A 25,363-nucleotide genomic window follows, 5' to 3' on the forward strand; every position below is an offset into this window, starting at 1 on the left:
GCCAGCCCGCCGTCGCCGGAGCGCGTGGCCGATCAGGAGCGGGGCTGCCCCGTGTTGCGGTCGATGTGCGGCTTCCGCTCGATCGGCTTCTTGACGCGGACGATCTCGCCACGTCGTTCCTGGCCGGGCAGTGGCCGTGACCGACGTCCGTAGATGAGCTCGGAGGAGTCGAGCAGCCAGGGCACGAGGGCGACGGTCACGCCGTGGACGAGCATGATCTGGTTGCGGATCCGCGACGCCCGCCGGTTGTGGAGGAGGCTCTCCCACCAGTGCCCGACGATGTACTGCGGCATGTAGACCGTCACGACCTCGGCGCCGTGCTCGGCACGGTGCGCCTTGATGTACTTCGCGAGCGGCATCGCGAACTCGCGGTACGGCGACTCGAGGATGACGAGCGGAACGTGGATGTTCTGTTCGATCCACTGCTGCTCGAGCAGCTTCGTGGCCTCCGGATCGATCGACATGTGGACCGCTTCGAGGCTGTCGTGCTTCGCGGCGATCGCGTAGTCCAGCGCCTTGAGGATCGGCTTCTGCATCTTGCCGACGAGGACGATCGCGTGGTCCCCGGTCGCGCCGAAGGTCGTGGTCGGGTCGACCTCGACCTCCTTCTCGACGTCGCGGTAGTAGCGGTTCACGCCGAGCATGAGGACGAAGAGGATCGGCATGAGCACGAAGACGAGCCAGGCGCCGTGGGTGAACTTGGTGATCGTCACGACGATGAGGACGCTCGCGGTGAGCAGGGCGCCGAAGGCGTTGATCGCGAGTCCGCGGTAGACGGAGCCGCGGTTGTCGCAGCCCTCCCGCAGCATCCGCAGCCAGTGCTTCACCATGCCCGTCTGGCCGAGCGTGAACGACACGAACACCCCGATGATGTACAGCTGGATGAGCTGGGTGAGGTTCGCCTGGTAGACGACGAGGATCGCGCACGCGGCGAGGCCCAGGATGATCATGCCGTTCGAGAACACGAGGCGGTCGCCACGGGTGTTGAGTGACTTGGGGGCGTAGGAGTCGCGCGCGAGGACGGCGCCGAGCAGCGGGAAGCCGTTGAACGCGGTGTTGGCCGCGAGGAGCAGGACGCACGCGGTCGCCGCCTGGATGAGGAAGAACGGGATGCTGTTCGCGCCGAAGACCGCGGTCGCGACCTGGGCCATGAGGCTCGGCTGCGGCGTCGTCGCGCAGTCCGCGAACCCTTCGAGGTGACAGGCGTTCTCGGCGTAGTGCACGCGGGAGATGAGGGCGAGCGCTGTCAGGCCGACGAACAGCACGATCGCGGTGCCGCCCATGAGGACCAGCGTCTTCTGGGCGTTCTTGATCTGTGGGCGACGGAACGCCGGGACACCGTTCGAGACGGCTTCGACACCGGTGAGCGCGGAGCACCCGGAGGAGAAGGCGCGGAGGAGGAGCAGGATGAATGCCGCCTGGGTGAGGCTCTCGCCCTGCACGGTGAACTCGGCGCTCGAGGCGACCGGGGCGTCGCCCATGAACGTGCGGGCGAGTCCTGCGACGATCATGACGAGCACGCTCGCGATGAAGAAGTAGGTGGGGATCGCGAAGGCCTTGCTCGACTCCCGCACGCCACGAAGGTTCACGGCCATGAGGACGAGGACGAACCCGACGGCCAGCTCGACGCGCCACGGGTTCAGCCCGGGGATCGCGGAGATGATGTTGTCGACGCCGGAGGCCACCGACACGGCGACCGTGAGGACGTAGTCGACGAGGAGCGCTGAGGCGACCACGAGGCCGGCCTTCTCGCCGAGGTTCCGGTGGGCGACCTCGTAGTCGCCACCACCCGACGGGTACGCCTTGATGAGCTGCCGGTAGCTCGCGACGACCACGACGAGGAGGATCACGACGCACGCCGCGACCCACGGCGCGAAGCTCAGGAAGGCGAGCCCGCCGAGCGTCAGGATCATGAGGAGTTCCTGCGGCGCGTACGCCACACTCGACAGCGCGTCGCTCGCGAAGATCGGCAGCGCGAGCCGTTTGGGGAGGAGCTGGCCCTCCAGATTCTCGGTCGGCAGCGGGTCCCCGATCAACCAGCGTTTTGCCGATCGTGGTTCTATCCCGGGCTCTCGACCCTCAGTTGTCACGAGCGGCGATATTACTCCTTCGGGAACCGGAGTCAAGCGGGGATGAGCTGGATGGACAGGCATCGTCACCCGACCGTGACGCAGTGTTCATCGAGCGGGGGAGTGGCGGACCCGGATGGTCGACCAATATCCTGATCGACGGCTGTTGCCTGGCTGTGAGCCCGGACAGCCGCTCGTGATCGACCACCCACCTCAAGGACCCTCATCGTGACCGCTCGCCGTCGTCTCCTCCCGCTCGCCCTCGCCGCCCTCGCCGCGGCCCTGACGCTCTCCGGTTGCAGTGTCGTGGAGGGCATCCTCCCGAAGCCAGCCGAGACCCGGGACGCGCAGTCCGGCGAGATCGTCGGTGGAGGCACGACGGACGTCTTCACCCTCTCGGTCGGCGACTGCCTGAACGACGAGTCGTCGTCCGACGAGGTCACGGAGGTGCCGACCGTGCCCTGTTCCGAGCCGCACCAGTACGAGGTGTACGGCGAGGTCACGCTGACCGGCGACGAGTGGCCCGGCGAGGAGGCCGTCACGCAGCAGGCCGACGACGGGTGCTACGCGCAGTTCCAGGCGTTCGTCGGGATCGTCTACGAGGACTCCAGCCTCGAGTTCAACTACTACACGCCGACCGAGGCCAGCTGGAACGGGGTGGACGACCGGCTCGTCACCTGCGTGATCTACGACTCCGCGGCGACCACTGGCTCGCTGGCCGGCGCGGCACGCTAGGCCGACCGCACACGTCGTACCGACGGAACCGCCCGACTCCCGTGAGGGGTCGGGCGGTTCCGTGTCTCGGCCTGCGTGTCGGGGCGCTCAGCCCTGCAGGCGCTCGCGTAGACGGTCGCGGACGGCGACGAGGTCGGCACGCAGCGCCGACACGGTGTCGTCGTCGAGCGCGTTTCCACGGGCGACGTGCTCGCGGAGTTCGGCTCGGACCGCCTGCCGGAACTCGTTGATCGACACGTCGGTCTCGTGGAGCGCCAGGCGACCCTGCACCTTCTGGTCGGCGCTCTCCTCGGCGGTCGACGTCCAGCTCGGACCGGGCTTCGCGGACTGCTTCGCCTCGCGCGCGGCGGAGGCGAGATCGGCCCGGAGGCTCTTCATCGCCGCCGTGACCCCGCTGCGGACCTCGTCGGCGATACGACGGACGGAATCGGTGAGCTGGTCCTCGATGCCGTCGAGCTCGCCCGCCCGCGCTGCGAGCTCCGCCCGGCCCGCCTCGGTGATCTCGTAGACGGTCTTCCGGCCGTCACTCGTCTTCGTGACGAGTCCCTCCTCCTCGAGCTTCGCGAGGCGCGGGTAGATGGTGCCGGCGCTCGGGCTGTAGGTGCCACCGCTGCGGTCGGTGAGCGCCTGGATGAGTTCGTAGCCGTGCTTCGGTGACTCGTCGAGCAGGCTCAGGAGGTACAGCCGCAGGCTGCCGTGGGCGAAGACGGGGCTCATGCGCCTGCCTCGCTCCCTGCGGTGGTGGCCGCGCCCGCCGGCTCGGCAGCCGGGCGGCGGAGGACGGTCACCGCGCCCCCGACGGTGTTCATGCGCACCTCGGCGAACTGTCCGGACAGGGCGCCGGTGTGCGAGTTGTACCCGCCGCCGCGCAGTCCCTTGAGGACGACGCCGTCGATCGCCAGTCGGCCGCCGACCGAGTTCGCGGTGTAGCGAGCGGCGAGTTCCTCGTCGAGACGGACCGTGATCGCGCCGCTCACGGTGTTCAGGTCGAGCTGCTCGCACGCACCGTGGATGTCGAGGAGCAGGTCGGAGGAGACGCCGTCGATCGAGGCGCGCGTGATGTCGCCGGAGACGGTGACGTCGCCCGAGACCGTGTGCGCCTGGATGCGACCCGTGTGGTTCTGGACCGTGAGCTCGCCGCTCACCGAGTTGAGGTCCAGTCGCCCCGTCATGCGGTCGGCCACGAGGTCGCCGGACACCGTGTTGAGCTTGGCGTCTGCGGTGAGGCCCGCGACCAGTCCGCTGGCGCTGACGACACCGAACGTCAGGGCGATGTCGCGGGGGACGAGGACACTGACCTGGGCTGTGGCGCGGTTGGCGCCGAAGTTCGAGAACACTTCGAGGAAGTTGTCCCAGCGCAGCTGCGGGTGGTCGATCTCGGCGACGTCGCCGTCGATGGTGATCTTGAGGTCCTTGCCGGTGACGGCCCCGACCTCGATGCGGGCGCCGGGCTCGTCGTGTCCGATGATGTCGACCTGGCCGCCGATGAGGCCGACCTTGAGTCGTCTCACGAGCTCGAGGTCGATGATGCGGCTCTCGCCGGGAGCGATGATCCACTTCTCCTGTGCCATGGTGCGGTTCCTTCCGAGTGATCGCGATATATCGCGTTGAACTGGAATTCACGATATATCGCGTGTCGGCGCGTGGCAACCCCTGAAACCTCCGGGATCGCCCTGAGTCGACCCTGGGATCGGCGACCGGGCGGTCGCCGAGGCGCACGTCGGTCTGTAGCGGCGGAGGCTCAGTACCAGGGAGCGATGGCCAGGTCGTCGGGGACGGACCCTTCGTCGCTCGGCGGCCCATCGCCGTCGAGGCAACTCGAACCGGTCGGGACCTCCGAGTGCGCCGACCAGGGGTCGTCGGCCTCCGCATGGAAGGGCACGTACCCGACGAGTTTCGAGGACGGAGGCCTCACCTCGGCCTCGAGCGCAGCGGTGAAGTCGTCGAACTCCTTCGTCGCGTACACCGTCGCGCCCTCCAACCCCGACGACGGATCCAGCTCGCAGGAGACGGCCACCGGTCGCCACCCTGCTTCGCGCAGCTGGACCAACATGGCGGTGGCGGCAGGCCAGGCGGGTCCGCTCGGTCCTGGTTCCGCGGTCACGTCCGAGGGCCAGAGGTCCTCGACCGTGACCGCCCCGCGTTGCACGCTGACGTTGGCAGAGGTGTCCGGAACCCGTGGCCCGGTGACGCTGCCGTGGGTGAAGAGCGGATCATCGGCTAGTGCGGTGAGCCGGGCGTCGTCGGTCTCGTCCGCCACGACGGGGGTCGCCGACAGGCCGCATCCCGTGCAACAGAGCGCGGTGGCGAGGATGGTCAGTGACACGGTCGCGAGGCGACGATGGATCTGCTGCATGACGGCCCCTTCCGCGGCGCCCGGGTGGACGCGTCTCCCTCACCGTAACCGACGCCCCGACATGCGCCACGTCCGACGCCCACCGAGTGATGGGGAGTGCTGCCCATCGTCTTGGGGAGCCGCCTGGGACAAGGTGGAACCATCGGATCAGGCGCATCACCGGGCTCGGCCGGGCAGCGCGAGCAGCACCGGAGAGTGGGGACCCATGAGTGGCACGATGCAGGTGGACGACGCGGGCCTGGCGGCGGTCGTCCAAGCGGTCGCCGGGGCGGCCTCGAGCGCGACGGGGATGTTCTCCACGTGCCTCGACACGTCGTTCCTCGACGAGCAGGTGGCTTCGAACGCCGCCGCCTTCGAACTGACGTGGCGGACCGAGATGACAGAGGCGGGCAAGACGCTCGACGACTTCGCGCGGTGGATGCAGAACGTCGCGGACACGATGGCCGGTACGGACGCGGCGCTCGCTGAGGACGCCTCATGACCGCGCCGTCGCCGCTGGCTCGGCCACGCACCGCTGCTCAGCCCGATCGCCGTGATGCGGCCGAGCGGGCCGAGACCGGCGCACGGGTCGCGTCGTTGGCCGCGGAACTCCGAGGAGCCGGCGTCCCCGCCGGCGTCACCGAGCAGGTCGCGAGTGTGGTCCGCACGGCCGGTCTCGACGCCGTGATCGGCCTCGGTGCCGGCATGCTGACGGACGAGCAGGCGGGGGCCGTGCTGCTCGACGCCCTCATCGACGCGCGTCGCCGAGGAGCCGACAGTGCGGAGACCGCCGCCGAACTGCGCGCGGTCGCCAGGCTGCAGACCGTCGTCCTGCGGCTCCTCTCCGGACTCGCCGTGACCAGTGGCACCGTCGGAAACGGGGACCGACCATGAACCTCTCCGACCTCCGCACCAAGAGCTCAGCCGAGATCGACGTGCTCGCCACCTTCATCGGCTCGCTGAGCGGCGACCCGTTGAGCTTCATCACCTCGATCGGTTCGTTCGTCGATCGCGCAGTCGGGCTCATCCCCAGATCCTCGACGTTCGCGGACACCCCACCGCCGGGTGACCCGGCCACCATCGACGGGCTCGCGGAGCAGTACGAGAGCGCGGTGCTCGCCGCGGAGGCGATCCAGACCACGCTCTCCACCGTCACCGCGTCGAGCCTGCCCGACGCACTCGTCGGGGTGACCGGCGCGAGCGCGACGCAGGTCCTGGCGTCCGTCAACACCCTCGTCGGCAGCGAGATCGAGGGGCTCCGGACCGGGGCCACCGGTCTCCGCGACTACGCGGACGCCATGACCTCCGCGCGCACGGCCCACCAGCCGGGTGCCGACAGCATCCGCGACGGCCACCGGACCATCGGGAACATCTCCGTGAACCCGTGGGCGATGACGAACCCGATCACCGGAGCAGGAGAGGTCGCCGGGGTGATCTCGGACCTCGTCCGCGGAGCCGGTCAGATCCTCGACGGCGTATCCGTCTGCCACGAGGCCTACGACGATGCATGGGCGGCCGGTGAGGCGCTGCAGCGGGCACTGTCGGACTCCGAGGGCTACGCCGTGCTCGCCGGCGTCGAAGTGCCCGTGGGCCAGACGCGGCTGGACGTCCTCGTCTCGCGGACGCAGTTCCCGAACGGCGACCCCGACAGTTCGGTCCTCTCCGAGACGGAGTGGGCGAACTACGTCCAGAACTGGAACGCGATGAGCGACGACGAACGGGAACGCATCCTCGCGGCGATGGAAGAGTCCGGCGACCCTGCCGTCAGCGCCCTCCTCATGAGTGCGATCGCCACCGGCGCGGGCAGTTCCTCCGTGCTCGCCCTCGCCGACGCGATCAAGAACGCTCCGCCCGGCGAACGCCAGCGCATGATCGACGAGCTCACGAACCTCGGCGTCGGCGACAACGGGGACGCCACGGTGAACGGCGAGACCTTCGACCAGTACAACAACAAGACCTGCGGGTCGACGACGCTCATCACGCTCGCCGCCCAGTCGGACCCGTTCCTCGCCTACTGGCTGCAGACCGGCGAGTTCCTCGACGGCCACGTGCCCGACTACCTCCGGGGACTCGACCTCGCCGACGCGGCCGGTCTGGACACGGAGGATCGGATGACGTTCCTGCAGCAGGCCGTCCAGGACCGCGCGAACGACCTGTTCCCCGGCCCGATCGACTACCCGAACGTCGCGGGCACGGCGCCCGGTGGCGCGGTCGACGAGTCGGACCGCACCGGTACCGACTACCACATCGACTGGACCAACGCCCTGGGTGGTGACTCGGGCCGAGGGGCGGCACTCACCGAGGCCGCGGCGGCAGCAAACGACGGGACGCCCGTCCCGCTCCTCGTCGGCCCGAGCGACAACACCATCCCGCAGCACTACGTACTCATCATCGGCTTCCACGACGGCGACTACGAGATCTACGATCCGTCGACCGGCGAGACGAACTCCGTGAACGAGGACATCATGCTGAACGGCTCGGACGACCCGGTCACCGGCTTCGCGAACTGGAACCAGATCTACGCCGTCGTGAACCCGAGCTGACCCTTCGACAAGCTCAGGGACCGCGTGGAGTGACTCAGGGAACGCGTGGGGTGGATTAGGGAACGCGTGGGGTGGCTTAGGGACCGCGTGGGGTGGCTCAGGGACCCCGTGGAGTGGCTCAGGGACCCCGGGCGCGGTGGAGACCGACATCCGATCAGCGCCAGCGGTACTCGAGCTCCGGTCGTCCGGGGGTGCCGTAGCGCGGTGAGCGCTCGACGGCGCCCGTCTCGGCGAGGTACTCGAGGTAGCGCCTGGCCGTCACCCGCGACAGGGACCCGGCGGCTGCCGCTTCGCTCGCGGAGAGCGGTCCGGTCGCCTGCCGGAGGAGGTCCGAGACCAGGCGCAGGGTGTCCTCCGAGAGGCCCTTCGCCAACTGCGGACGGGAGGACGGCGCTCGCAGCGTGGCGAGGGTGAGGTCCACCTCGTGCTGGCTCGCCACCGAACCCTCCGCCGACATCGTGTGCCGGAAGGAGCGATACGCCTCCAGCTTGTCGGCGAACGCGGGGAACGCGAACGGTTTGATGAGGTACTGGACGATGCCCGCCGAGACCGCCGCTCGGACGATCCGGAGATCACGGGCCGCGGTGATGGCGATGACGTCGACGTCGATACCCGCCGTCCGGATGCGTCGGCACAGCTCGAGACCGTGCGCGTCCGGCAGGTTGAGGTCGAGCAGGACGAGGTCGATCCGGTCGTCGGCGGAGCGATTGGCCGCGGTGGCCCGCAGCGCCTGCATCGCGGTGGCCGCATCGCCCGCCACACCGGCGAGTTCGAAGCCCTCCACGCGGCGCAGGTAGGACGCGTGGGCCTGCTGGGTGATCGGTTCGTCCTCGACGACCAGGACCCGGATGCGCTCGCTCATGTGCCTGCCTCGTCCCGGACCCCGACCGCGGCCGGCAGTGTCACGACGAACGCCGAGGACGGCTCGCGGACGACCTCGATCGTGCCGCCGAGCCGTGTCACCGCCTGCTGGACCAACGCGAGACCGAACCCCCGACCGTATCGGCCAGGCTCCTTCGTCGACCAGCCGCGCACGAACGCGAGGTCGAGCGCCTCCGGGGGCAGGCCCGGTCCGCTGTCGGTCACCTGGATCACGAGCTCCGTCGTCTCGGCGTCGGCGGACCGCCCGGCGCCGAGCTCGTCCGGCAGCCCCTGCCCGAGGTAGACCTCCACCCAGGGGCGATCGCCGGAAGCCGCGTCGATCGCGTTGTCGATGAGGTTGCCGAGGATGGTGACGATCACGGCCGGGTCGACGCGCACGCGCCCGAGCGCCGGGTCGCTCTCGAGGTGCAGCTCGACCCCCTGCTCGGCCGCCTGCGCCGTCTTGCCGAGCAGCAGGGCCGAGATCACCGGCTCCTGCTCCGCCGCGAGCACGCGGTCGGTCAACCGCTGACTCGCTCCGAGCCCCTGCGCCGCGAGGTCGAGCGCCTCCTCCCGCCGGTCGAGTTCGATGAGTGAGACGATCGTGTGCAGCCGGTTCGCGAACTCGTGGGTCTGCGAGCGCAGGGCGTCACTCATCGTCCGCATCGAGGCCAGCTCGCCGCTCAGGTGTTCGATCTCGGTGTGGTCGCGGAGCGTCATCACCCACCCACGCGGGTGTGGTCCTGCCGTCTCGCCCGGACCGACCGCCGACTCCTGGTTCACGACGAGCACGTGGTCGCGCGTGAGGTGGATCTCGTCGACGGCCTGGCGTCCGCTCGCGAGGAGCTCCCGCAGGCCGGCGTCGATCGGCAGGTCGTCGACCGGTACCGTTCCCGGCGAGCGCTCGCCGAGGGGCAGCCCCAGCAGTTCGGCAGCCTGGTCGTTGACGAGCACGAGACGGCGGTGGCGGTCCACGAGGACGAGCCCCTCGCGCACCGAGTGGAGCACCGACTCGTAGTAGTCGAACATCCTGGCGAGGTCCTCCGGTCCGCGCGACCCGGTGACCCGCGCGAGGTAGCGGCGGAGCGTCCAGGAGCCGATCGCGCCGATGACGAGCACGAGGAGGGCCGTCCCGAGCAACCACGGCACCCTGGTCTCGAAGGTCTCGGACACGTTGCTGACCGTGACCCCCGCGGCGACGAGGGCGACGACCTCGCCGGCCTCGTCACGGATGGGCGCGACGGCGCGGACCGAGGGGCCGAGCGTGCCCGTGTACGTCTCGGTGAAGGTCCGTCCCTCGAGCGCCGGTCCGATCGTGCCGATGAACGGCTTGCCGATCTGGTCGCGCTCGCGGTGCGTGTACCGGGTGCGATTCGGAGCCATGATCGTCACGAAGTCGACGCCGGTGTCGCGCATGAGTGCCTCGGCGTAGGGCTGGAGCGCGTCCGACGGCCGATCCGAGCCGAGCTGCGCGACGACGTAGGGGTTGTCCGCGACGCCGTTCGCGACGTCGAGGCATTTCGCGACCGCGCGGTCCTCGGTCTCGGTGCGGGCCTGGAACCAGAGCAGGACACCGGCGACGAGCGTCATCGCGACGACCGCGACGAGCTGCACGAGGAAGAGCCGCGAGGCGATGCTCCTGGACCGACCGGCCATCGCGTCACCTCCGTCTGCTCCGTCGCGTCGACCCCTCAAGTATCGGTGGTGACGAGGGCGTCAGGTGTCGCCGACCGCGACCAGTACGACCACAAGCGGCCACTACGACCACAACCCGGTCGATCCGCCGACGCGGTCGCAGCATGGGTCGATCGACCACCCGCTGCCGCACTGACGCGGCCGACGAAACGGATCCGGAATGGCAATGACGCTCTCCTCCCTGAAACGGCTGGACAAGACCCACTACCTCTACCTCGCGGTGATCCTCGCGGTGCTCGCCGGCATCGTCGTCGGTCTCGCCGCGCCGGAGTTCGCGAAGGGGCTCAAGCCCATCGGCGACGCCTTCGTCGCGTTGATCAAGATGATGATCGCCCCGGTCATCTTCTGCACCATCGTGATCGGCGTCGGGTCCATCGCGAAGGCCGCGACCGTCGGGAAGGTCGGCGGGCTCGCGTTGCTCTACTTCATCGTGATGTCGACCTTCGCCCTCGCGATCGGCCTCGTCGTCGGCAACCTCATCCAGCCGGGCGCCGGCTTGAACCTCGCCGAGACGAGCTACCAGGTCGAGGGGGAGGCCAAGAGCACGACCGAGTTCATCCTCGGCATCATCCCGACGACGCTCGTGTCCTCCCTGACCGGCGGCAACATCCTGCAGGTCCTCTTCGTCGCCCTGCTCGTCGGCTTCGGCCTGCAGAAGATGGGCGCGACGGGAGAACCGATCCTGCGCGGCATCAAGCTCATCCAGGCGCTCGTGTTCCGGGTGCTCGCGATGATCATGTGGATCGCGCCCATCGGAGCGTTCGGCGCGATCGCCGCCGTGACCGGGTCCGCCGGTGCGAGTGCACTCGTCGGGCTCGCCACGCTCATGATCGCGTTCTACATCACCTGCGCGTTGTTCATCGTCGTCGTGCTCGGTGGCGTCCTGCGCCTCGCGACGGGCTTCAACATCTTCAAGCTCATGAAGTACCTCGGCCGCGAGTACCTCCTCATCGTCGGCACCTCCTCCTCCGAGGCCGCGCTGCCGCGACTGATCGCGAAGATGGAACACCTCGGTGTCTCCAAGCCGGTCGTCGGCATCACCGTCCCGACGGGGTACTCCTTCAACCTCGACGGCACCGCGATCTACCTCACCATGGCGTCGATCTTCATCGCCGACGTCATGGGCGTCCCGATGAACCTCGGGGAGCAGATCTCGCTGCTCGTGTTCATGATCATCGCGTCGAAGGGCGCCGCGGGCGTCACCGGCGCCGGTCTCGCGACCCTCGCCGGCGGCCTGCAGGCCAACCGCCCCGACCTCGTCGACGGGGTCGGCCTCATCGTCGGCATCGACCGCTTCATGTCGGAGGCGCGTGCGCTCACGAACTTCACCGGCAACGCGGTCGCCACGATCATCATCGGCACGTGGGTGAAGGAGGTCGACCGGGTGCAGGTCGGCGAGGTCCTCTCCGGTCGCTCGCGGTTCGACGAGGCGACCATGAGCGTCGACGACCACACGGGCGCGGTGGCGGTGGCGAAGCGCTGATCAGCAGGCCCTTCGACAGGGGGCGGTTCCTGCCCTTCGACAGGCTCAGGAACCGGACATCCGGTCCCTGAGCCTGTCGCTCCCGGTCCCTGAGCCTGTCGAAGGGCGTTCAGTTGGCCGGGGAGTCGACGATCGGCTTCGACGGCGGGGTGTCGCCCTCGAGCACCGCCTCGTCCACGGTGGTGGTTGACCGCTCCGTCCGCGGAGCGATCCGGAACAACGGGATCGTGTAGCCGCAGATCGGGCCGATGAGCACGGCGAAGACCACCGTTCCGATGCCGACGTTCCCGCCGAGCAACCACCCGACGCCAAGGACGACGAGCTCCACGCCCGTGCGCCCGACCCAGATCGGCCACCCGGTGACACGGTGGATGCCGGTCATGAGGCCGTCCCGCGGGCCGGGGCCGAAGTTGCCGCCGATGTAGAGGCCGGAGGCGACGCCGAGGAGGAGCAGCCCGCCGGCGAACAGCAGGATGCGCGCCCACAGGTCGAGGTCCGCGGGGATGAACGCCAGCCCGATGTCGGCCGAGGGCCCACGAGGAGGACGTTCAGGACGGTGCCGACACCCGGCCGCTGCTTGAGCGGGATCCAGGCGAGGAGCACGAGCCCGCCGACGATGATCGTGATGAGTCCGAAGCTCAGGCCGGTCCGCAGGTTGAGTCCCTGGGTGAGGACGTCCCACGGGGCGACGCCGACGGCACCGCGCACGATCATCGCGATGGCGATGCCGTACAGGAAGAGGCCGATGAGGAGTTGGAGCACACGACGGGTCATGGTGGACAATCCAATTGCACGATTGGCTTTGGCGCTAGAGGCCAATCCGGGTATCGTGGTTCAATGGCTTCCATCACCCTGAGTGCCCGATCGCTCGCCGCCCTGCTCGGGCAGTGGAAGACCGCTGCACCCGCGTACCGCGGTCTCGCCGACCGCATCCGACTCCTCGTCCTCGACGGACGCATCCCCGTCGGCACCCGTCTGCCGGCCGAGCGGGAACTGGCCGATCGGCTCGCGCTGAGCCGCACCACGGTCACCGCGGCGTACCGCGAACTGCGCGAAGCCGGTTACCTCCGCAGCATCCGCGGTTCCGGCAGCGTCACCCTCCTGCCGTCGGCACCCACTGCGCTGGCACCCGTGCCACAGGGCGGGTTCCTCGACTTCAGCAAGGCGGCCGTCCCGCCGTGCCCCGAGATCATCGACGCCGTCGCCACCGCCGCCGCAGAACTGCCGCGGTACATGCACGACTTCGACTACGACCTCGTCGGCATGCCCGAGCTCCGGCAGGCCATCGCCGACCGCTACACCGCGCGCGGCTTGCCCACCGACCCCGACGAGATCATGGTGACCGTCGGGGCCCAGCACGCGATCGCGCTCATCGCCCGCACCCTGCTCAGCCGCGGTGACCGCGTCCTCGTCGAGATGCCGAGCTATCCCCACGCCTACGAGGCGCTCCGGGCGGCCGGGGCCAGGCTCGGCGCGGCGACCGTCTCCTCGGAGACCGGCTGGGACGTCCGCGAACTCGAGCAGTGGTTCGAGCGCACGAGCCCTGCGATGGCCTACCTCATGCCGGACTTCCACAACCCGACCGGGGCGTCGATGCCGCTCGAGACCCGCCGCCGGGTCGCCGCTGCCGCCGAGCGGCACGGGACGGTGCTCGTGATCGACGAGACCACGGCCGAGCTCGACATCGACCGGCCGACGGACGAGGGCCTCGACGGCACCCCGTTCGCCGCACTCCAGGGCGCGCCGGCGTCGATCATCACGATCGGCTCGGTGGGCAAGACGATCTGGGGCGGCCTCCGCATCGGGTGGATCCGGGCCGAGCGCGGCACGATCAGGAAGCTCGTCTCGGCACGCTCGCTGGGCGATCTCGGCACCCCGATCCTCGACCAGCTGACCGTCCAACAGTTGATGCCGGCGATGGACGGTATCGTCACCCGGCGCGGGGTCGCGCTCGGCGAGACCCGCGACCGGCTCGTCGACCTCCTGGCCGACCGCCTCCCCGAGTGGACCGTGCCGCGGGTCGACGGTGGGATCGCCACCTGGGTGAACCTCGGCGAGGCCGCGTCATCGCAGCTCTCGCTCGCGGCTCGGAGCCACGGGCTCGTGATCGTCGCGGGGCCGCGGTTCGGGATCGACGGTGCGTTCGAGCGTTACCTGCGCATCCCGATCAGCTATCCGTGGGCCCAGACGGAGCAGGCGGTCGAGCTGCTGACGCAGACGTGGCACTCCGCGATGTTCGGGCACGTGCCGGCCCTGGACTACCTCGAAGACGTCGTCTGACCTCGTCTCCGACGAGCGTGACACCGCTCCACACGCAGTGCTCGTGCGTGCCGTGTCGAGCCTCCGCGCGAGACCGCCGTCGGACGGGTGTGCGGTGACATACTTGCAGAGTCGGCACCTCTCGCATCAACCGAAAGCGGCTCCGTGCACCTGCTCTCCGTCCTCAGCATGAAGAACCGCGCGTTGATCGCGCTCGTCACCATCGTGGCCGCCGTGTTCGGCGTCCTGGCGGTGGGCGGCCTCAAGCAGGAGCTCATCCCATCGGTCCAGTTCCCGCAGCTCGCGATCATCACGAGCTACCCGGGGCGGCGCCCGAGGTCGTCAACGACGACGTCTCGACCCCGATCGAGACCGCGATCCAGGGTGTGCCGGGCATCGAGTCCACCTCGGCGACGTCGAGCACGAACACGAGCCTCATCAGCGCGACCTTCACCTACGGCACGGACCTCGCGACCGCCGAGCAGAAGATCACCCAGGCGATCAACCGCATCAAGTCGACCCTGCCCGACACCGTCGACCCGCAGGTGGTCAGCGGCAGCATCGACGACCTCCCCGTGATCCAGATCGCCGTGTCCGGTGCGGCCGACCAGGACTCCCTGGCCGAGGTGCTCTCGAGCTCCGTGGTCCCCGACATCAAGGACGTCGACGGCGTCCGCGACGCGGCGATCGTCGGTGAGGTGGGCAAGCGGGTCACGATCACCCCCGACGACGCCAAACTGGCGCTCGCGGGGCAGACCAGCCGGGTCATCGGGACGACGCTGCAGCAGAACGGCTCCCTGCAGCCCGCGGGCGACATCACCGAAGGCGACAAGACGTTCTCCGTGCAAACAGGAACGAAGCTCACCTCGGTCGACGACATCGCCGCCCTGCCGATCACGGGCGCCTTCGCCGCCGACGGCTCCGTCCTGACCATCGGCGACGTCGCGACGGTCGCCCTGAGCGACGACCCGATCACGTCGATCTCGCGCGTCGACGGCGAGCCTGCGCTCACCATCGCCGTCACCAAACTGCCCGCGGCGAACACCGTCGAGGTCTCGCAGGGTGTGCGCGACATCCTCCCCGAGCTCGAGCGCACCATCGGGTCCGACGCCAAACTCACCGTCGTCTTCGATCAGGCGCCCTACATCGAGCAGTCCATCGAGGCCCTGACGACGGAAGGCCTGCTCGGCCTCGTCTTCGCGGTGCTGATCATCCTCGTGTTCCTCCTCGACGTCCGGGCCACGCTCGTGACGGCGATCTCCATCCCGACGTCCGTGCTCATCACCTTCATCGGGCTGCAGGTCGCCGAGTACTCGCTCAACATCCTCACGCTGGGCGCGCTGACGATCGCCATCGGGCGCGTGGTCGACGACTCCATCGTCGTCATCGAGAACATCAAGCGGCACCTCTCCTTCGGCGACAACCGCACGGGTGCGCAGCGCGCCGGGTCGATCCTGAGCGCCGTCCAGGAGGTCGCGGGCGCGATCACCGCCTCGACCATCACCACGGTGGCCGTGTTCCTGCCCATCGCGTTCGTCGGCGACGTCACCGGCGAACTCTTCCGCCCCTTCGCCCTCACCGTCACGATCGCCCTGCTCGCGTCGCTCCTCGTCGCGCTCACCATCGTGCCCGTGCTCGCCTACTGGTTCCTCCGCGCCCCGAAGGCCCAGCGCCTCGCAGCCGCAGCCGCAGCTGAGGAGGCGCCGTCCGACGCGACGACCGGACCGGTCCGGAGCCGCCGAGAGCGTCGCGTCAGCGTGCAGGACGAAGACGACCTCGAGAAGCCGTCACGGCTCCAGAAGGCGTACCTCCCGATCATCCACTGGACCCTCAAACACTCGGTCACCACGCTGCTGCTGTCGGTGCTGGTGCTCGTCGGCACCTTCGCACTCACGCCGTTCATGAAGACCAACTTCCTCGGCGACTCCGGCCAGAACACGCTGACGGTCACGCAGACCCTGCCGGTCGGGACGAGCCTCGACGCCCAGGACGCGGCGGCGAAGCAGGTCGAGACGAAGCTGCGCGACATCGACGGCATCGACACCGTCCAGCTCTCGATCGGGTCGAGCGGAAGCTCCTTGCGCGACGCGTTCTCGGGCGGCGGTGGCGGCGCCATCACCTACTCGATCACGACGAGCGAAGACGCCGACCAGACGGCACTCCAGAAGACGGTCCGCAAGGACCTGTCCGGGCTCGACGACGTCGGAGAGATCGAGGTCGCCGCGTCCGCGGGCTTCGGCGGGTCGAGCGACATCGAGATCGACATCACCTCGGCCCGGCAGAGCGATCTCGCGAAGGCCGCCGACGCGATCCAGCAGGCCGTCACCGGCCTCGACGGCATCGACCAGGTCACGAGCAACCTCAGCGAATCGCGACCGTACGTCCAAGTGGCCGTCGACCGCGACGCCGCTGCCGCCGCAGGGTTCAGCGAGGTCGCGCTCGGTGCGTACGTCTCGCAGCTCATGCAGCCGACCACCGTGGGCTCCATCGTCATCGACGACACCACGCTCACCATCTACGTCGACGCCCAGGACCCGCCGACCACCGTCGACGCCCTCGCGGCGACGGAGGTCCCGACCGCTACCGGCCCGAAACGCCTCGACACCCTCGCGACGGTCTCGCAGGTCGACGGACCCGCGACGATCTCGACCGTCAAGGGGCTTCGCTCGGCCACGATCAGTGCGACGCCGGGCAGCGACAACCTCGGTACCGCCAGCGCCGAGGTGCAGACGGCGATCGACGACGTCAAGTTGCCCGCCGGCACCACGGCGACCCTCGGGGGTGTCACGGCATCGCAGAGCGACGCGTTCGGACAGCTGGGCCTCGCGCTCCTCGCGGCGATCCTCATCGTCTACGTCATCATGGTCGCGACGTTCCGTTCGCTGCGGCAACCGCTCCTGCTGCTGGTGTCGGTACCCTTCGCCGCGACCGGCGCGATCGGGCTCCAGATCATCACCGGCGTGCCGCTCGGCGTCCCGTCGCTCATCGGCGTGCTGATGCTCATCGGTATCGTCGTGACGAACGCGATCGTGCTGGTCGACCTCGTGAACCAGTACCGGCGACGCGGCATGACGGTCATCGAGGCCGTCGAGCACGGTGCCGCACGCAGGCTCCGCCCGATCCTCATGACGGCGCTCGCGACGATCTTCGCCCTCACCCCGATGGCACTCGGCATCACCGGGCACGGTGGTTTCATCTCGCAGCCGCTCGCGATCGTCGTCATCGGCGGGCTCGTCTCGTCGACCATCCTGACGCTCGTCGTGCTCCCGACCCTCTACAACCTCGTCGAGGGGTTCCGGGAACGTCGCGAGCAGCGGCGGGCTGCAGCCGAGCCGAAGCCGACGCCGCGCACGGTCGCCGCGATCGAGGGGCCGCGGGCCGCGACGGTCCCCGCGGAGGAGCCGGTCCTCGTCGGCGCCGGTGGCGGAAGCGCTGCAACCGCACCGAGCGAGACTGACGCATCCGTTCCGTCGGACTCGGCGTACGTCGCTCCGGTGGACGCGGCTCCAGACGACGCCGCTCCCGCTGACGCGGAACCGGCGGAGGTGGCCCCGACCGATTCGGTTCCCGCCGACGCCGAACCTGTCGATGCTGTTCCCACGGACTCGGATGCGGCGACCGAGCCGCCGGTCGATGCACCGAGTGAGCCGGCGGTGGATCGACCGATGACGCGGCCCGCCGCGCACGAGGTGCACGAAGCCCACGAGGTGCACGGGGCGCATGTGGCGACGGGTGACGAGCTGCCGCGCACCGAGGCGATCACCCTTCCCGACGCGGTGTCCGACGCCCCTGCGGACGAGGTCGTGCATTCCGGCGAGCACGCCGCCCCAGCGGTGCAGCCTGGGCCGGACGTGCAGGCTGAACCGGTCCTGGAGACGGAGCCGGTCGGAGAGGCTGAGCCGGCGGCGGAGTCCGAGCGCCCTGCTGACTCCAGCCCGACGAGCGACACTGCGCCAACGTCTGACGCCGAACCGACGTCTGAGGCCGAACCGACGTCTGACTCCGAACCGACGCCTGACGCCGAACCGACGCCTGACGCCGATACGGCACCCGGCACCGAACGGCCGAAGCGTCGCCGCGCGCAGTGGCCGTGATCGACCACCTGCCGCTCGGTCGCTGAGCTGAGGCTCGAGCCGTTCGATACGAAGCCCTCGGGAACGCCGTCACCGGCACCCGAGGGCTTCGTCGTGTGACGCCCGACTCAGCGGAGATCGCCGACCGCGCCGGTGACCGCCCGCACGACCTCGCCAGACTGCACCAGCGCGGTGACCGCCTCGATCTCAGGGGAGAGGAACCGGTCAGGGCCGGGACCCGTGACCTGCTCACGCACCCGGCGGAGCACCGCCCCGGTGCCGACGGCCGGCTCGAGCGGGCCGCGCAGGTCGAGGCCCCGGGCTGACGTCATGACCTCGATCGCCAGCACCCGGCTGAGACCGTCGATCGCCCTCTGGAGCTTCCGCGCCGCCGCCCAACCCATCGAGACGTGGTCCTCCTGCATCGCGGAGGACGGGATCGAGTCGACGGACGCCGGGTGCGCCAGGCGCTTCAGCTCGCTCACGATGCCGGCCGCCGTGTACTGGGCGATCATGAGGCCCGAGTCGACACCGACCTCGTGCGCGAGGAACGGCGGGAGGCCGTTGTTCCGGCTCCGGTCCAGGAAACGGTCGGTTCGGCGCTCCGACATGGACGCGACATCGGCGACGGCGATCGCGAGGAAGTCGAGCACGTAGGCGACCGGGGCACCGTGGAAGTTCCCGTTCGACTCGACGCGCCCGTCCGGCGTGAGCACCGGGTTGTCGACGGCGCTCGCGAGCTCCCGCTCGGCGACCATCGCGGCGTGGTCGACGGTGTCCCTGGCTGCACCGTGCACCTGCGGGGCACAGCGCAGTGAGTAGGCGTCCTGCACCCGGGTGCACTCAGGACCCCGGTGGCTCGCGACGATCGGGGAGCCGTCGAGCAGCAACCGCAGGTTCGCGGCGCTCTCGGCCTGACCCGACTGCGGGCGCAGGGCCTGCAGGTCGGCCGCGAACACCGCGTCCGTGCCGAGCAGGCCCTCGACGCTCATCGCCGCGGCGACGTCGGCGGTGCGCAGGAGCATCCGCAGGTCGTCCACGGCGAGGGCGAGCATCCCCAGCATGCCGTCCGTCCCGTTGATGAGCGCGAGCCCCTCCTTCTCGGCGAGCTGTACCGGGACGAGGCCGGCGTCGGCGAGGGCGTCGGCTGCAGGACGACGGCGTCCGTGCGCGTCGGTCACCTCGCCCTCGCCCATCACCGCCAGCGCGCAGTGCGCGAGGGGCGCGAGGTCGCCGGAGCAGCCGAGCGACCCGTACTCGCGCACGACCGGGGTGATGTCGGCGTTCAGCATCGCCGCGTAGGCGCGGACCGTCTCCACCCGCACCCCGGTGCGGCCCGTCATCAGGGTCGAGAGGCGCAGCGTCATCAGGGAACGCACGACCTCCCGCTCGACGACCTCACCGCTGCCGGCGGCGTGCGAGCGGACGAGACTCGCCTGCAACTGCGCGCGGCGCGTCGGCTCGATGAACGTGGTCGCGAGCGCACCGAACCCGGTCGAGATCCCGTAGTGGGGCTCGGGGTCGGACGCGAGCGCCTCGATGATCCGGCGGGATGCGGCGACACCGTCGAGGGCCTCGCCGTCGAGGTCGATCCGCGCGCCGTGTCTGGCGACGGCGACGACCTCGTCGATCGACAGCGGCCCGGCGCCGAGGGATACCGAGGTCGGGCCGACGGGCTCGAGATGCGAACGACCGGAGGTCGTCGGGTCGCTGGTGGTCGGGGTCGTGCCGGGCTGGATGTCCATGTTCCGATGGAACACCCGGGCGCCCACCGCGGCGGTGCGCGTAGAGTCGTCCGTGTCTGGGATGACAGACATGGACGACCAGGCGGCCGCGTTCGAGCCGCGGAGACGAGGCCCACGGTGAGTCAGGTCCCGGCAGCCGACGCCACCCTGCGCGTGCTGAGCCATCTCGCCGGCGCCCGCGGCCCGCTTCCGGCGGCAGCCATCGCCTCGGCACTCGACCTGCCGAGATCGACGGTCTACCACCTCCTCAGCGTGCTGCAGGAGCACGGCTTCGTGGTCCACCTGCCCGAAGCCCGTCGCTACGGGCTCGGGGTCGCCGCCTTCGAACTCTCCGGCGGGTATGCCCGGCAGGAGCCGCTCAGCATGCTCGGGCGCCCGCTGCTCGCCGAGCTGGTCGACCGGGTGGGAGAGAGCGCGCATCTCGCCGTGCTGCACGGCCGGGACGTGCTCTACATCGTGGACGAGCGGGCCCCGCGTCGGCCGCACCTCGTCACCGACGTCGGCGTCCGCCTGCCGGCCCACCTGACCGCCAGCGGCTGCGCGATCCTCGCCGCGCTCCCGGCCGGCCAGCTGCGCGCCCTGTTCCCCGACCAGGCGGCGTTCGTCGACCGCACCGGCCACGGGCCGAAGCGGTACCGGGAGCTCCGGCAGGTCCTGGCACAGACGACCCAGGACGGCTATGCGCGCGAAGCTGGCGGGGTCACGGTCGGTCTCGCGAGTGTCGGGGTGGTCGTCCGCGACCACACGGGGTGGCCGGCGGCAGCGATCGCGGTCACCTACGACGCCGATGCCGGGCTCGACCCGGCGTGGTTGGCCCGCGAGATCCACCCGGCGGCGGCCGAGCTGTCCCGGCGGATCCGGGGTCGCTGAGCGGTCGGCGGTGCGTGCGGGCGGTGCGGCGGTTCCGGAACCGTGGTCAGGCGACCGAGCGCAGGATGAGCTCGAGCAGTGCGGTCGCGTAGGCGTCGGGGGCCGTCGCGGCGCTGAACCGTCGCAGTTCGCCGCCGAGCTCGACCACGACGGTGTACGCCTCGGCGTCGCCCAACGACAGGAGGACGTCGAGTTCGTCGTCGAGCGTCGGCTCGCCGTCGGTCGGTGCCGTCGGGGACACCGCGCGCTCGAGCGACCGGAACGAGCCACGCAGCAGAGCGCGCAGCTGGTGTTCCGACGGCAGCCAGAGCGTCTCCTCCTGATCGACGGAGTCCAACGCCCACTCGGTCGTGCCGTTGAAGCCGAAGCTGCGGCCACCCGGGTGCTCGTGCACCTCGACGGTCATCTCGCTGACCGTGAACACGTCGCCGGCCAGCTCGCCACCGTCGATGGTGAAACGGTCGCCGGGTTCGGGGGTCCAGCGCAGGCCGGCGGTGCGGAGCGCTCGGGCGAGGTCAGCGGAGATCATCAGTCCAGTATCGCCGACCACTGCGCGATGCGGCTGGCAACCCCTCGATTCGGATGGAACCCTGTGCGAGGGTGGAGGATCTCTTCGAAGGGTCCGATGATGCCCGCACCTGATGATGGCCTCTCCGGTCGGTTCCCTGCGCGCGGCCGCGTCACCACACGACGGTTCGAGGGTGCGGCCGGGATGCGCGAGGTGTCGGGCGCCCTCCGATTCGTGGACGTGGACCCCGATCGGTTCTCGATGACCGTCGACTCGGTCATGCTCGGCGAGTACGTCGTCCATCGCAACACCGTCGGACCCGGGACGTTCGACCTCGTCGCCGACGCCTACGGGCTCGATGAGCCGGTCGCGACGATCGTGATGCTCATCGAGGGCGCCGCCAGCCTGGTCCATGGCCGACAGCAACTCGACCTGCTCCCCGGGACCGGGACGCTCACGGAGGGTGCCGAGACGTACCGGACGACGATCCACGACCATGCGACCTATCTGTACGTGTTCGTTCCGATGCGTGCGCTCCGCCGCCTCGGCATCACCCCGACGAGTGCCCTCGGCCCGTTGGCGCCGTCGCCGCTGCTGCGGGGGAGCGCCGCATTCCTCGTGGAGGTCATCTCCGCGTTCGAACCGATCGGCGGCGCCGCGCAGCTCAGACTCTGCCGCGTGATCGACACGATGCTCGCGACGCTCTACGCGGAGAACGACCTCTTCCGGGCTGAGGGTGAGGCCGGACGGGTTCCGCTCCGGCTCCGGATCATCGAGCACATCGCCGCGTCCTTCGCCGAGCGGGAGCTGCGACCGGAGACGCTGGCGCGTCGCTTCAACATGTCGACCAGGTCCCTGCAGCGGGTGTTCGAGGGCTCGGGCACGAGCGCCGCGGGCGAGATCGCCGAGCGGCGGGTGCAGCTCGCGCTCGCCCTCCTCTCGGACCCCGACCACCGGAGCCTGTCGATCGCCGAGGTCGCGGCCCGATGCGGCTACCACTCCCAGGCGCACCTCCGACGAGCGGTCGTGGCGCACACCGGTCTCAGCCCGAGCCAGTTCCGGGAGCAGACGAAGGCGGAGGACGCCTGACGTCGTGGCGCCGTCCGAGTGCGCCGGATCAGCCTGCGGTGCGCCCGCTTCGACGTGGGGCCGTCAACCAGGGCCGCAGCAGCCTCGTGACGAGTGGCAGGAGCCAGTAGGTCATGATCGGCGTCAGGATGAGCGTCGAGATGAGCACGTGGAGGAACACGCCGAGCGGTTCCCACCCGGGCACGAGCGCCGTGACGAGGAGGGTGAAGACGAGGTTGAGCGGGAAGAAGCCCAACCAGATGCTCACCGCCTGCTTCCAGCGCGGCGGTGCGGGCGGGATCGGGTCCGGGTCGCCGGAGAGCTCGGCCTCCTCGACGCGGAGGATGCCGTCGGGCGCGTCGAACCATCCCTCGATCCCGCTGCGCCGCTCGACGCGGGACTGCTCCATGAACTCGCGGCCGCTCGAGAGCCACCAGGCGCGTTCCTTCGATTCCTCCCAGTCGGTGAGCGTCTGTTCGTCCGCGAAGCGGTAGAGCATGTACCAGACGTCGCTCTCGGCGCCGGCGCGCACCCAGCCGGAGCCGAGGAAGCCGGGGTACCGGTTCGCCAGGTTGATGCCCGCCTGGACCCAGATGGTGGCCTCGGAGATCGACGCCGGGTTGACGCGTCGCTCGATCGAGACGGTGATGGGATCGTGTTCCATGCGCCCAGTAGACCGCACTCGTGTTTCGATCTCGTGTCCCGCGGCCGCCCCCGTAGAGTCGAGGCATGGCGACTCCTGACTTCGTACTGGCCCTCCGCGAGCGGATCGGGCACGCGCCCCTGTGGTTGACCGGGGTGACCGCGGTCGTCCTGCGCGGTCTCGGGACGCCGGAGGCTGAGGTCCTGCTCGTCCGGCGCCAGGACAACGGGGCGTGGACGCCGGTCACCGGCATCATCGACCCGGGCGAGGAGCCTGCGGTGGCGGCGGAGCGCGAGGTCCTCGAGGAGGCTGCCGTGGTCGCCGTGGCCGAACGACTCGCCCAGGTGCAGGTGCTCCCGCAGAACGTCTACGACAACGGCGACATCACGCAGTACATCGACCTCGTGTTCCGATGCCGATACGAGTCGGGCGAGCCGTACCCGGCGGACGGCGAGAACTCCGAGGCGCGGTGGTTCCCGCTCGACGCCCTGCCCGAGCAGGTCTCGCAGAACTTCCGCACCCGGATCGCGCTCGCCGCCTCCGACGAGCGCGAGGCCCGCTTCACCCGCTGACGTCCCTCCACCTGCCCGCGAACTGTCACTTGCGGACAGTTCCGGGGCCCGCGACTAGCGTTTGGTGACAGTTCGCGGGCTGGAGGAGGAGGCGGCTGCGGCGATGGCGTCGGCGGCTCGGACGAGGGTGAGGTGCGAGAGCGCCTGCGGGGTGTTGCCGACCTGCCGCGCCTGCTGCACGTCGTACTCCTCGGACAGCAGGCCGAGGTCGTTGCGGAAGGACAGCAGCCGGTCCATCAGCTCGCGGGCGTCGTCGAGTCGGCCCGAGGCCGCGTACTGCTGCACGAGCCAGAACGAGCACGCGAGGAACGGGTGCTCGTCGCCCGGCAAGCCGTCGACCCCGCTCGTCGTGCGGTAGCGCAGGAGCAGACCGTCCTGGAGCAGGTCCTCCTCGATCGCGGCCACGGTCGCGAGCATGCGCGGGTCGTCGGGCGCCACATAGCCGATCTGCGCGAGCACGAGTAGCGACGCGTCGACCTCGGTCGTCCCCGCGTGCTGGACGTAGCACCCGCGTGCGTGGTCGACGTTCTCGCGCTCGATCGTCTCGCGGAGGGTCTCGCGCAGGGCCTCCCAACGTTCGACGGGCCCGTCCATGCCGTGCTCGCGAACCGCTCGGACGCCGCGGTCGAGCGCCGCCCAGATCATGGCGCGCGAGTGGGTGAAGTGCTGCTCGTCGCCTCGGACCTCCCAGATGCCGCGGTCGGGACGGTTCCAGTGCTCCTCGAGGACGCCGAGCAGCGCGCGCTGGAGGCTCCACGAGAAGTCGTCGTCCGCGAGACCGACCGAGCGCGCCTCGTCGAGGGCGATCATCACGGACCCGAAGACGTCGCCCTGGTACTGCGTGTAGGCGCCGTTGCCGACGCGCACGGGGCGGCACCGAGGTAGCCGGGGAGGCTGTCGAGCTCCTCCTCCACGAGGTGGCGTTCGCCGGCGAGGCCGTACATGATCTGCAGGTCGTTCGGATCACCGGCGATCGCCCGGAGGAGCCACCTGCGCCAGTCGTGCGCCTCCTCGGTGAAGCCGTGCTGCATGAGGGCTTCGAGGGTCAGCGAGGCGTCACGCAGCCAGACGTAGCGGTAGTCCCAGTTGCGGACGCCCCCGAACGACTCCGGCAGGCTCGTGGTCGCGGCGGCGACGATGCCCCCGGTGTCCTCGTGCGTGAGTGCACGGAGGACGAGCAGCGACCGCACGACCGCCTCCTCGTACTCGTCGGCGGGATCGCAGCGGGACGCCCAGTCGCGCCACCAGGCGATCGTGTGGTCGATGCGCGGGCCGACGTCGACCGGGTCCGGTACCTCGCGATGCGAGGGTACCAGGTGAGGGTGAGGTCGACGGTGTCGCCCGCGGAGACCTCGACGGTCGCCGAGTGGGCGTGATCGGACGCCGTCAGGTGCACGCCGCGGACCACGACGGCGTCAGGGCCGGCGACCGCGACGATCCCGGAGCCGTCCGGGAGCTGCCGCACCCACGGGATCGCGTCGGCGTACCCGAAGCGGAGGCGCACCTCGACGTCGACCGCGACGGTGCCGCTGAGCCCCTCGATCCGGCGGACCAGATCCGCCCGGCGGTCGCCGTGGGGCATGAGGTCGGTCACACGCACCTGGCCGTCGGGGGTCGTCCAGACGGTCTCGAGGACGAAGGTGTCGTCGAGGTAGGCGCGGCTCGCCGTCGCCCGCGCGTCGGCTGGCCGGACCGTCCAGCAGCCGTGGTCGTCGGTGCCGAGTAGTGCACCGAACATCGACGGCGAGTCGAACCGGGGGAGGCACAGCCAGTCGATGCTGCCTTCCGACGACACGAGCGCGGCGGTGTGGCAATCACCGATGAGGGCGTAATCCTCGATGGGGCTGGGCATGCACCCATGCTGCCACGCCGCCGCGGGCCTGCCTGGGAGCCATGCTCCGTGA

20 protein-coding genes and 2 pseudogenes are annotated in these 25,363 nt (G+C 70.1%); 10 read left to right on the forward strand and 12 right to left on the reverse strand.

Annotation, left to right across the window (positions count from 1 at the left end; translation table 11 throughout):
• Window positions 1-32: 32 nt before the first annotated feature.
• A complete protein-coding gene (locus FGL15_RS13200; RefSeq protein WP_085511822.1) occupies window positions 33-2,036 on the reverse strand; it encodes an APC family permease in 2,004 nt (667 codons plus the stop codon).
• Between the two features lie 261 nt (window positions 2,037-2,297).
• On the opposite strand from FGL15_RS13200, the gene FGL15_RS13205 reads away from it, so the two are divergent.
• A complete protein-coding gene (locus tag FGL15_RS13205) occupies window positions 2,298-2,804 on the forward strand; it encodes a septum formation family protein (RefSeq protein WP_229940073.1) in 507 nt (168 codons plus the stop codon).
• Between the two features lie 87 nt (window positions 2,805-2,891).
• Here FGL15_RS13205 and FGL15_RS13210 read toward each other — a convergent pair whose 3' ends face one another.
• The 3 genes from FGL15_RS13210 to FGL15_RS13220 all read right to left on the reverse strand — a co-directional run bounded on the left by FGL15_RS13210 (window position 2,892) and on the right by FGL15_RS13220 (window position 5,160).
• Window positions 2,892-3,521 carry a PadR family transcriptional regulator gene (locus tag FGL15_RS13210; protein WP_138946384.1) on the reverse strand — a complete coding sequence of 210 codons (630 nt, stop codon included), beginning with the start codon at window positions 3,519-3,521 and terminating at the stop codon, window positions 2,892-2,894.
• Window positions 3,518-4,375 (reverse strand): DUF4097 family beta strand repeat-containing protein, encoded by an 858-nt coding sequence (locus tag FGL15_RS13215; RefSeq protein WP_137242313.1) that lies wholly within the window; start codon window positions 4,373-4,375, stop codon window positions 3,518-3,520. The genes FGL15_RS13210 and FGL15_RS13215 overlap by 4 nt, the downstream gene beginning before the upstream one ends.
• 170 nt (window positions 4,376-4,545) lie before the next feature.
• Window positions 4,546-5,160 (reverse strand): hypothetical protein, encoded by a 615-nt coding sequence (locus FGL15_RS13220; protein WP_138946385.1) that lies wholly within the window; start codon window positions 5,158-5,160, stop codon window positions 4,546-4,548.
• Window positions 5,161-5,365: 205 nt separating this feature from the next.
• On the opposite strand from FGL15_RS13220, the gene FGL15_RS13225 reads away from it, so the two are divergent.
• Genes FGL15_RS13225 through FGL15_RS13235 form a run of 3 tightly spaced genes read left to right on the forward strand, consistent with a single transcriptional unit; the run spans window position 5,366 to window position 7,682 of the window.
• The gene (locus tag FGL15_RS13225) at window positions 5,366-5,641 is read left to right on the forward strand and encodes a hypothetical protein (RefSeq protein WP_138946386.1); all 276 of its coding nucleotides are present in this window, start codon (window positions 5,366-5,368) and stop codon (window positions 5,639-5,641) included.
• Entirely contained in the window at window positions 5,638-6,033 is a 396-nt protein-coding gene (locus FGL15_RS13230) for a hypothetical protein (protein ID WP_138946387.1), read from the forward strand. Before FGL15_RS13225 ends, FGL15_RS13230 begins: the two co-directional genes overlap by 4 nt.
• On the forward strand, window positions 6,030-7,682 hold the full coding sequence (locus tag FGL15_RS13235) for a hypothetical protein (RefSeq protein ID WP_138946388.1): 1,653 nt from the start codon (window positions 6,030-6,032) through the stop codon (window positions 7,680-7,682). The genes FGL15_RS13230 and FGL15_RS13235 overlap by 4 nt, the downstream gene beginning before the upstream one ends.
• A 154-nt stretch (window positions 7,683-7,836) precedes the next feature.
• Here FGL15_RS13235 and FGL15_RS13240 read toward each other — a convergent pair whose 3' ends face one another.
• Together FGL15_RS13240 and FGL15_RS13245 are read right to left on the reverse strand one after the other, a co-directional pair.
• Entirely contained in the window at window positions 7,837-8,544 is a 708-nt protein-coding gene (locus FGL15_RS13240) for a response regulator (protein ID WP_138946389.1), read from the reverse strand.
• A complete protein-coding gene (locus tag FGL15_RS13245; RefSeq protein ID WP_138946390.1) occupies window positions 8,541-10,199 on the reverse strand; it encodes a sensor histidine kinase in 1,659 nt (552 codons plus the stop codon). Before FGL15_RS13245 ends, FGL15_RS13240 begins: the two co-directional genes overlap by 4 nt.
• A 199-nt stretch (window positions 10,200-10,398) precedes the next feature.
• On the opposite strand from FGL15_RS13245, the gene FGL15_RS13250 reads away from it, so the two are divergent.
• A complete protein-coding gene (locus FGL15_RS13250; RefSeq protein ID WP_138946391.1) occupies window positions 10,399-11,721 on the forward strand; it encodes a cation:dicarboxylate symporter family transporter in 1,323 nt (440 codons plus the stop codon).
• 109 nt (window positions 11,722-11,830) lie between these two features.
• Here the strand turns inward: FGL15_RS13250 and FGL15_RS21540 are convergent, their stop codons facing one another.
• Both FGL15_RS21540 and FGL15_RS21545 read right to left on the reverse strand, forming a co-directional pair.
• Window positions 11,831-12,103, reverse strand: a complete 273-nt coding sequence (locus FGL15_RS21540; RefSeq protein ID WP_205858622.1) for a hypothetical protein — start codon at window positions 12,101-12,103, stop codon at window positions 11,831-11,833.
• Entirely contained in the window at window positions 12,100-12,495 is a 396-nt protein-coding gene (locus FGL15_RS21545) for a hypothetical protein (RefSeq protein WP_205858623.1), read from the reverse strand. Before FGL15_RS21545 ends, FGL15_RS21540 begins: the two co-directional genes overlap by 4 nt.
• Before the next feature lie 63 nt (window positions 12,496-12,558).
• Between FGL15_RS21545 and FGL15_RS13260 the strand changes: the two genes are divergently transcribed.
• Window positions 12,559-14,001 (forward strand): PLP-dependent aminotransferase family protein, encoded by a 1,443-nt coding sequence (locus FGL15_RS13260; protein WP_138946392.1) that lies wholly within the window; start codon window positions 12,559-12,561, stop codon window positions 13,999-14,001.
• Window positions 14,002-14,145: 144 nt separating this feature from the next.
• Window positions 14,146-17,306: pseudogene (locus FGL15_RS13265) on the forward strand (efflux RND transporter permease subunit); the annotation flags it as partial.
• 875 nt (window positions 17,307-18,181) lie between these two features.
• Here the strand turns inward: FGL15_RS13265 and hutH are convergent.
• On the reverse strand, window positions 18,182-19,798 hold the full coding sequence (gene hutH / locus FGL15_RS13270; RefSeq protein WP_138946393.1) for a histidine ammonia-lyase: 1,617 nt from the start codon (window positions 19,796-19,798) through the stop codon (window positions 18,182-18,184).
• Window positions 19,799-19,915: 117 nt separating this feature from the next.
• Between hutH and FGL15_RS13275 the strand changes: the two genes are divergently transcribed.
• Window positions 19,916-20,668: an IclR family transcriptional regulator gene (locus tag FGL15_RS13275; RefSeq protein WP_138946394.1), complete on the forward strand. Its 753-nt coding sequence runs from the start codon at window positions 19,916-19,918 to the stop codon at window positions 20,666-20,668.
• Between the two features lie 46 nt (window positions 20,669-20,714).
• Here the strand turns inward: FGL15_RS13275 and FGL15_RS13280 are convergent, their stop codons facing one another.
• Window positions 20,715-21,197, reverse strand: a complete 483-nt coding sequence (locus FGL15_RS13280; protein ID WP_138946395.1) for a pilus assembly protein CpaE — start codon at window positions 21,195-21,197, stop codon at window positions 20,715-20,717.
• A 99-nt stretch (window positions 21,198-21,296) separates the two neighbouring features.
• On the opposite strand from FGL15_RS13280, the gene FGL15_RS13285 reads away from it, so the two are divergent.
• Window positions 21,297-22,265, forward strand: coding sequence for an AraC family transcriptional regulator (locus tag FGL15_RS13285; RefSeq protein WP_168223400.1), 969 nt, complete (start codon window positions 21,297-21,299; stop codon window positions 22,263-22,265).
• A gap of 28 nt (window positions 22,266-22,293) precedes the next feature.
• Here the strand turns inward: FGL15_RS13285 and FGL15_RS13290 are convergent, their stop codons facing one another.
• Window positions 22,294-22,908, reverse strand: a complete 615-nt coding sequence (locus FGL15_RS13290) for an antibiotic biosynthesis monooxygenase (protein ID WP_086474605.1) — start codon at window positions 22,906-22,908, stop codon at window positions 22,294-22,296.
• 65 nt (window positions 22,909-22,973) lie between these two features.
• Here FGL15_RS13290 and FGL15_RS13295 point away from each other — a divergent pair, with 65 nt between their 5' ends.
• A complete protein-coding gene (locus tag FGL15_RS13295) occupies window positions 22,974-23,459 on the forward strand; it encodes an NUDIX domain-containing protein (RefSeq protein ID WP_071262396.1) in 486 nt (161 codons plus the stop codon).
• Between the two features lie 54 nt (window positions 23,460-23,513).
• Here FGL15_RS13295 and FGL15_RS13300 read toward each other — a convergent pair.
• Window positions 23,514-25,311: pseudogene (locus tag FGL15_RS13300) on the reverse strand (glycoside hydrolase family 15 protein).
• Window positions 25,312-25,363 lie beyond the last annotated feature (52 nt).

Source organism: Plantibacter sp. M259 (assembly GCF_006065115.1).
Taxonomy (GTDB): Bacteria; Actinomycetota; Actinomycetes; order Actinomycetales; family Microbacteriaceae; genus Plantibacter; species Plantibacter auratus.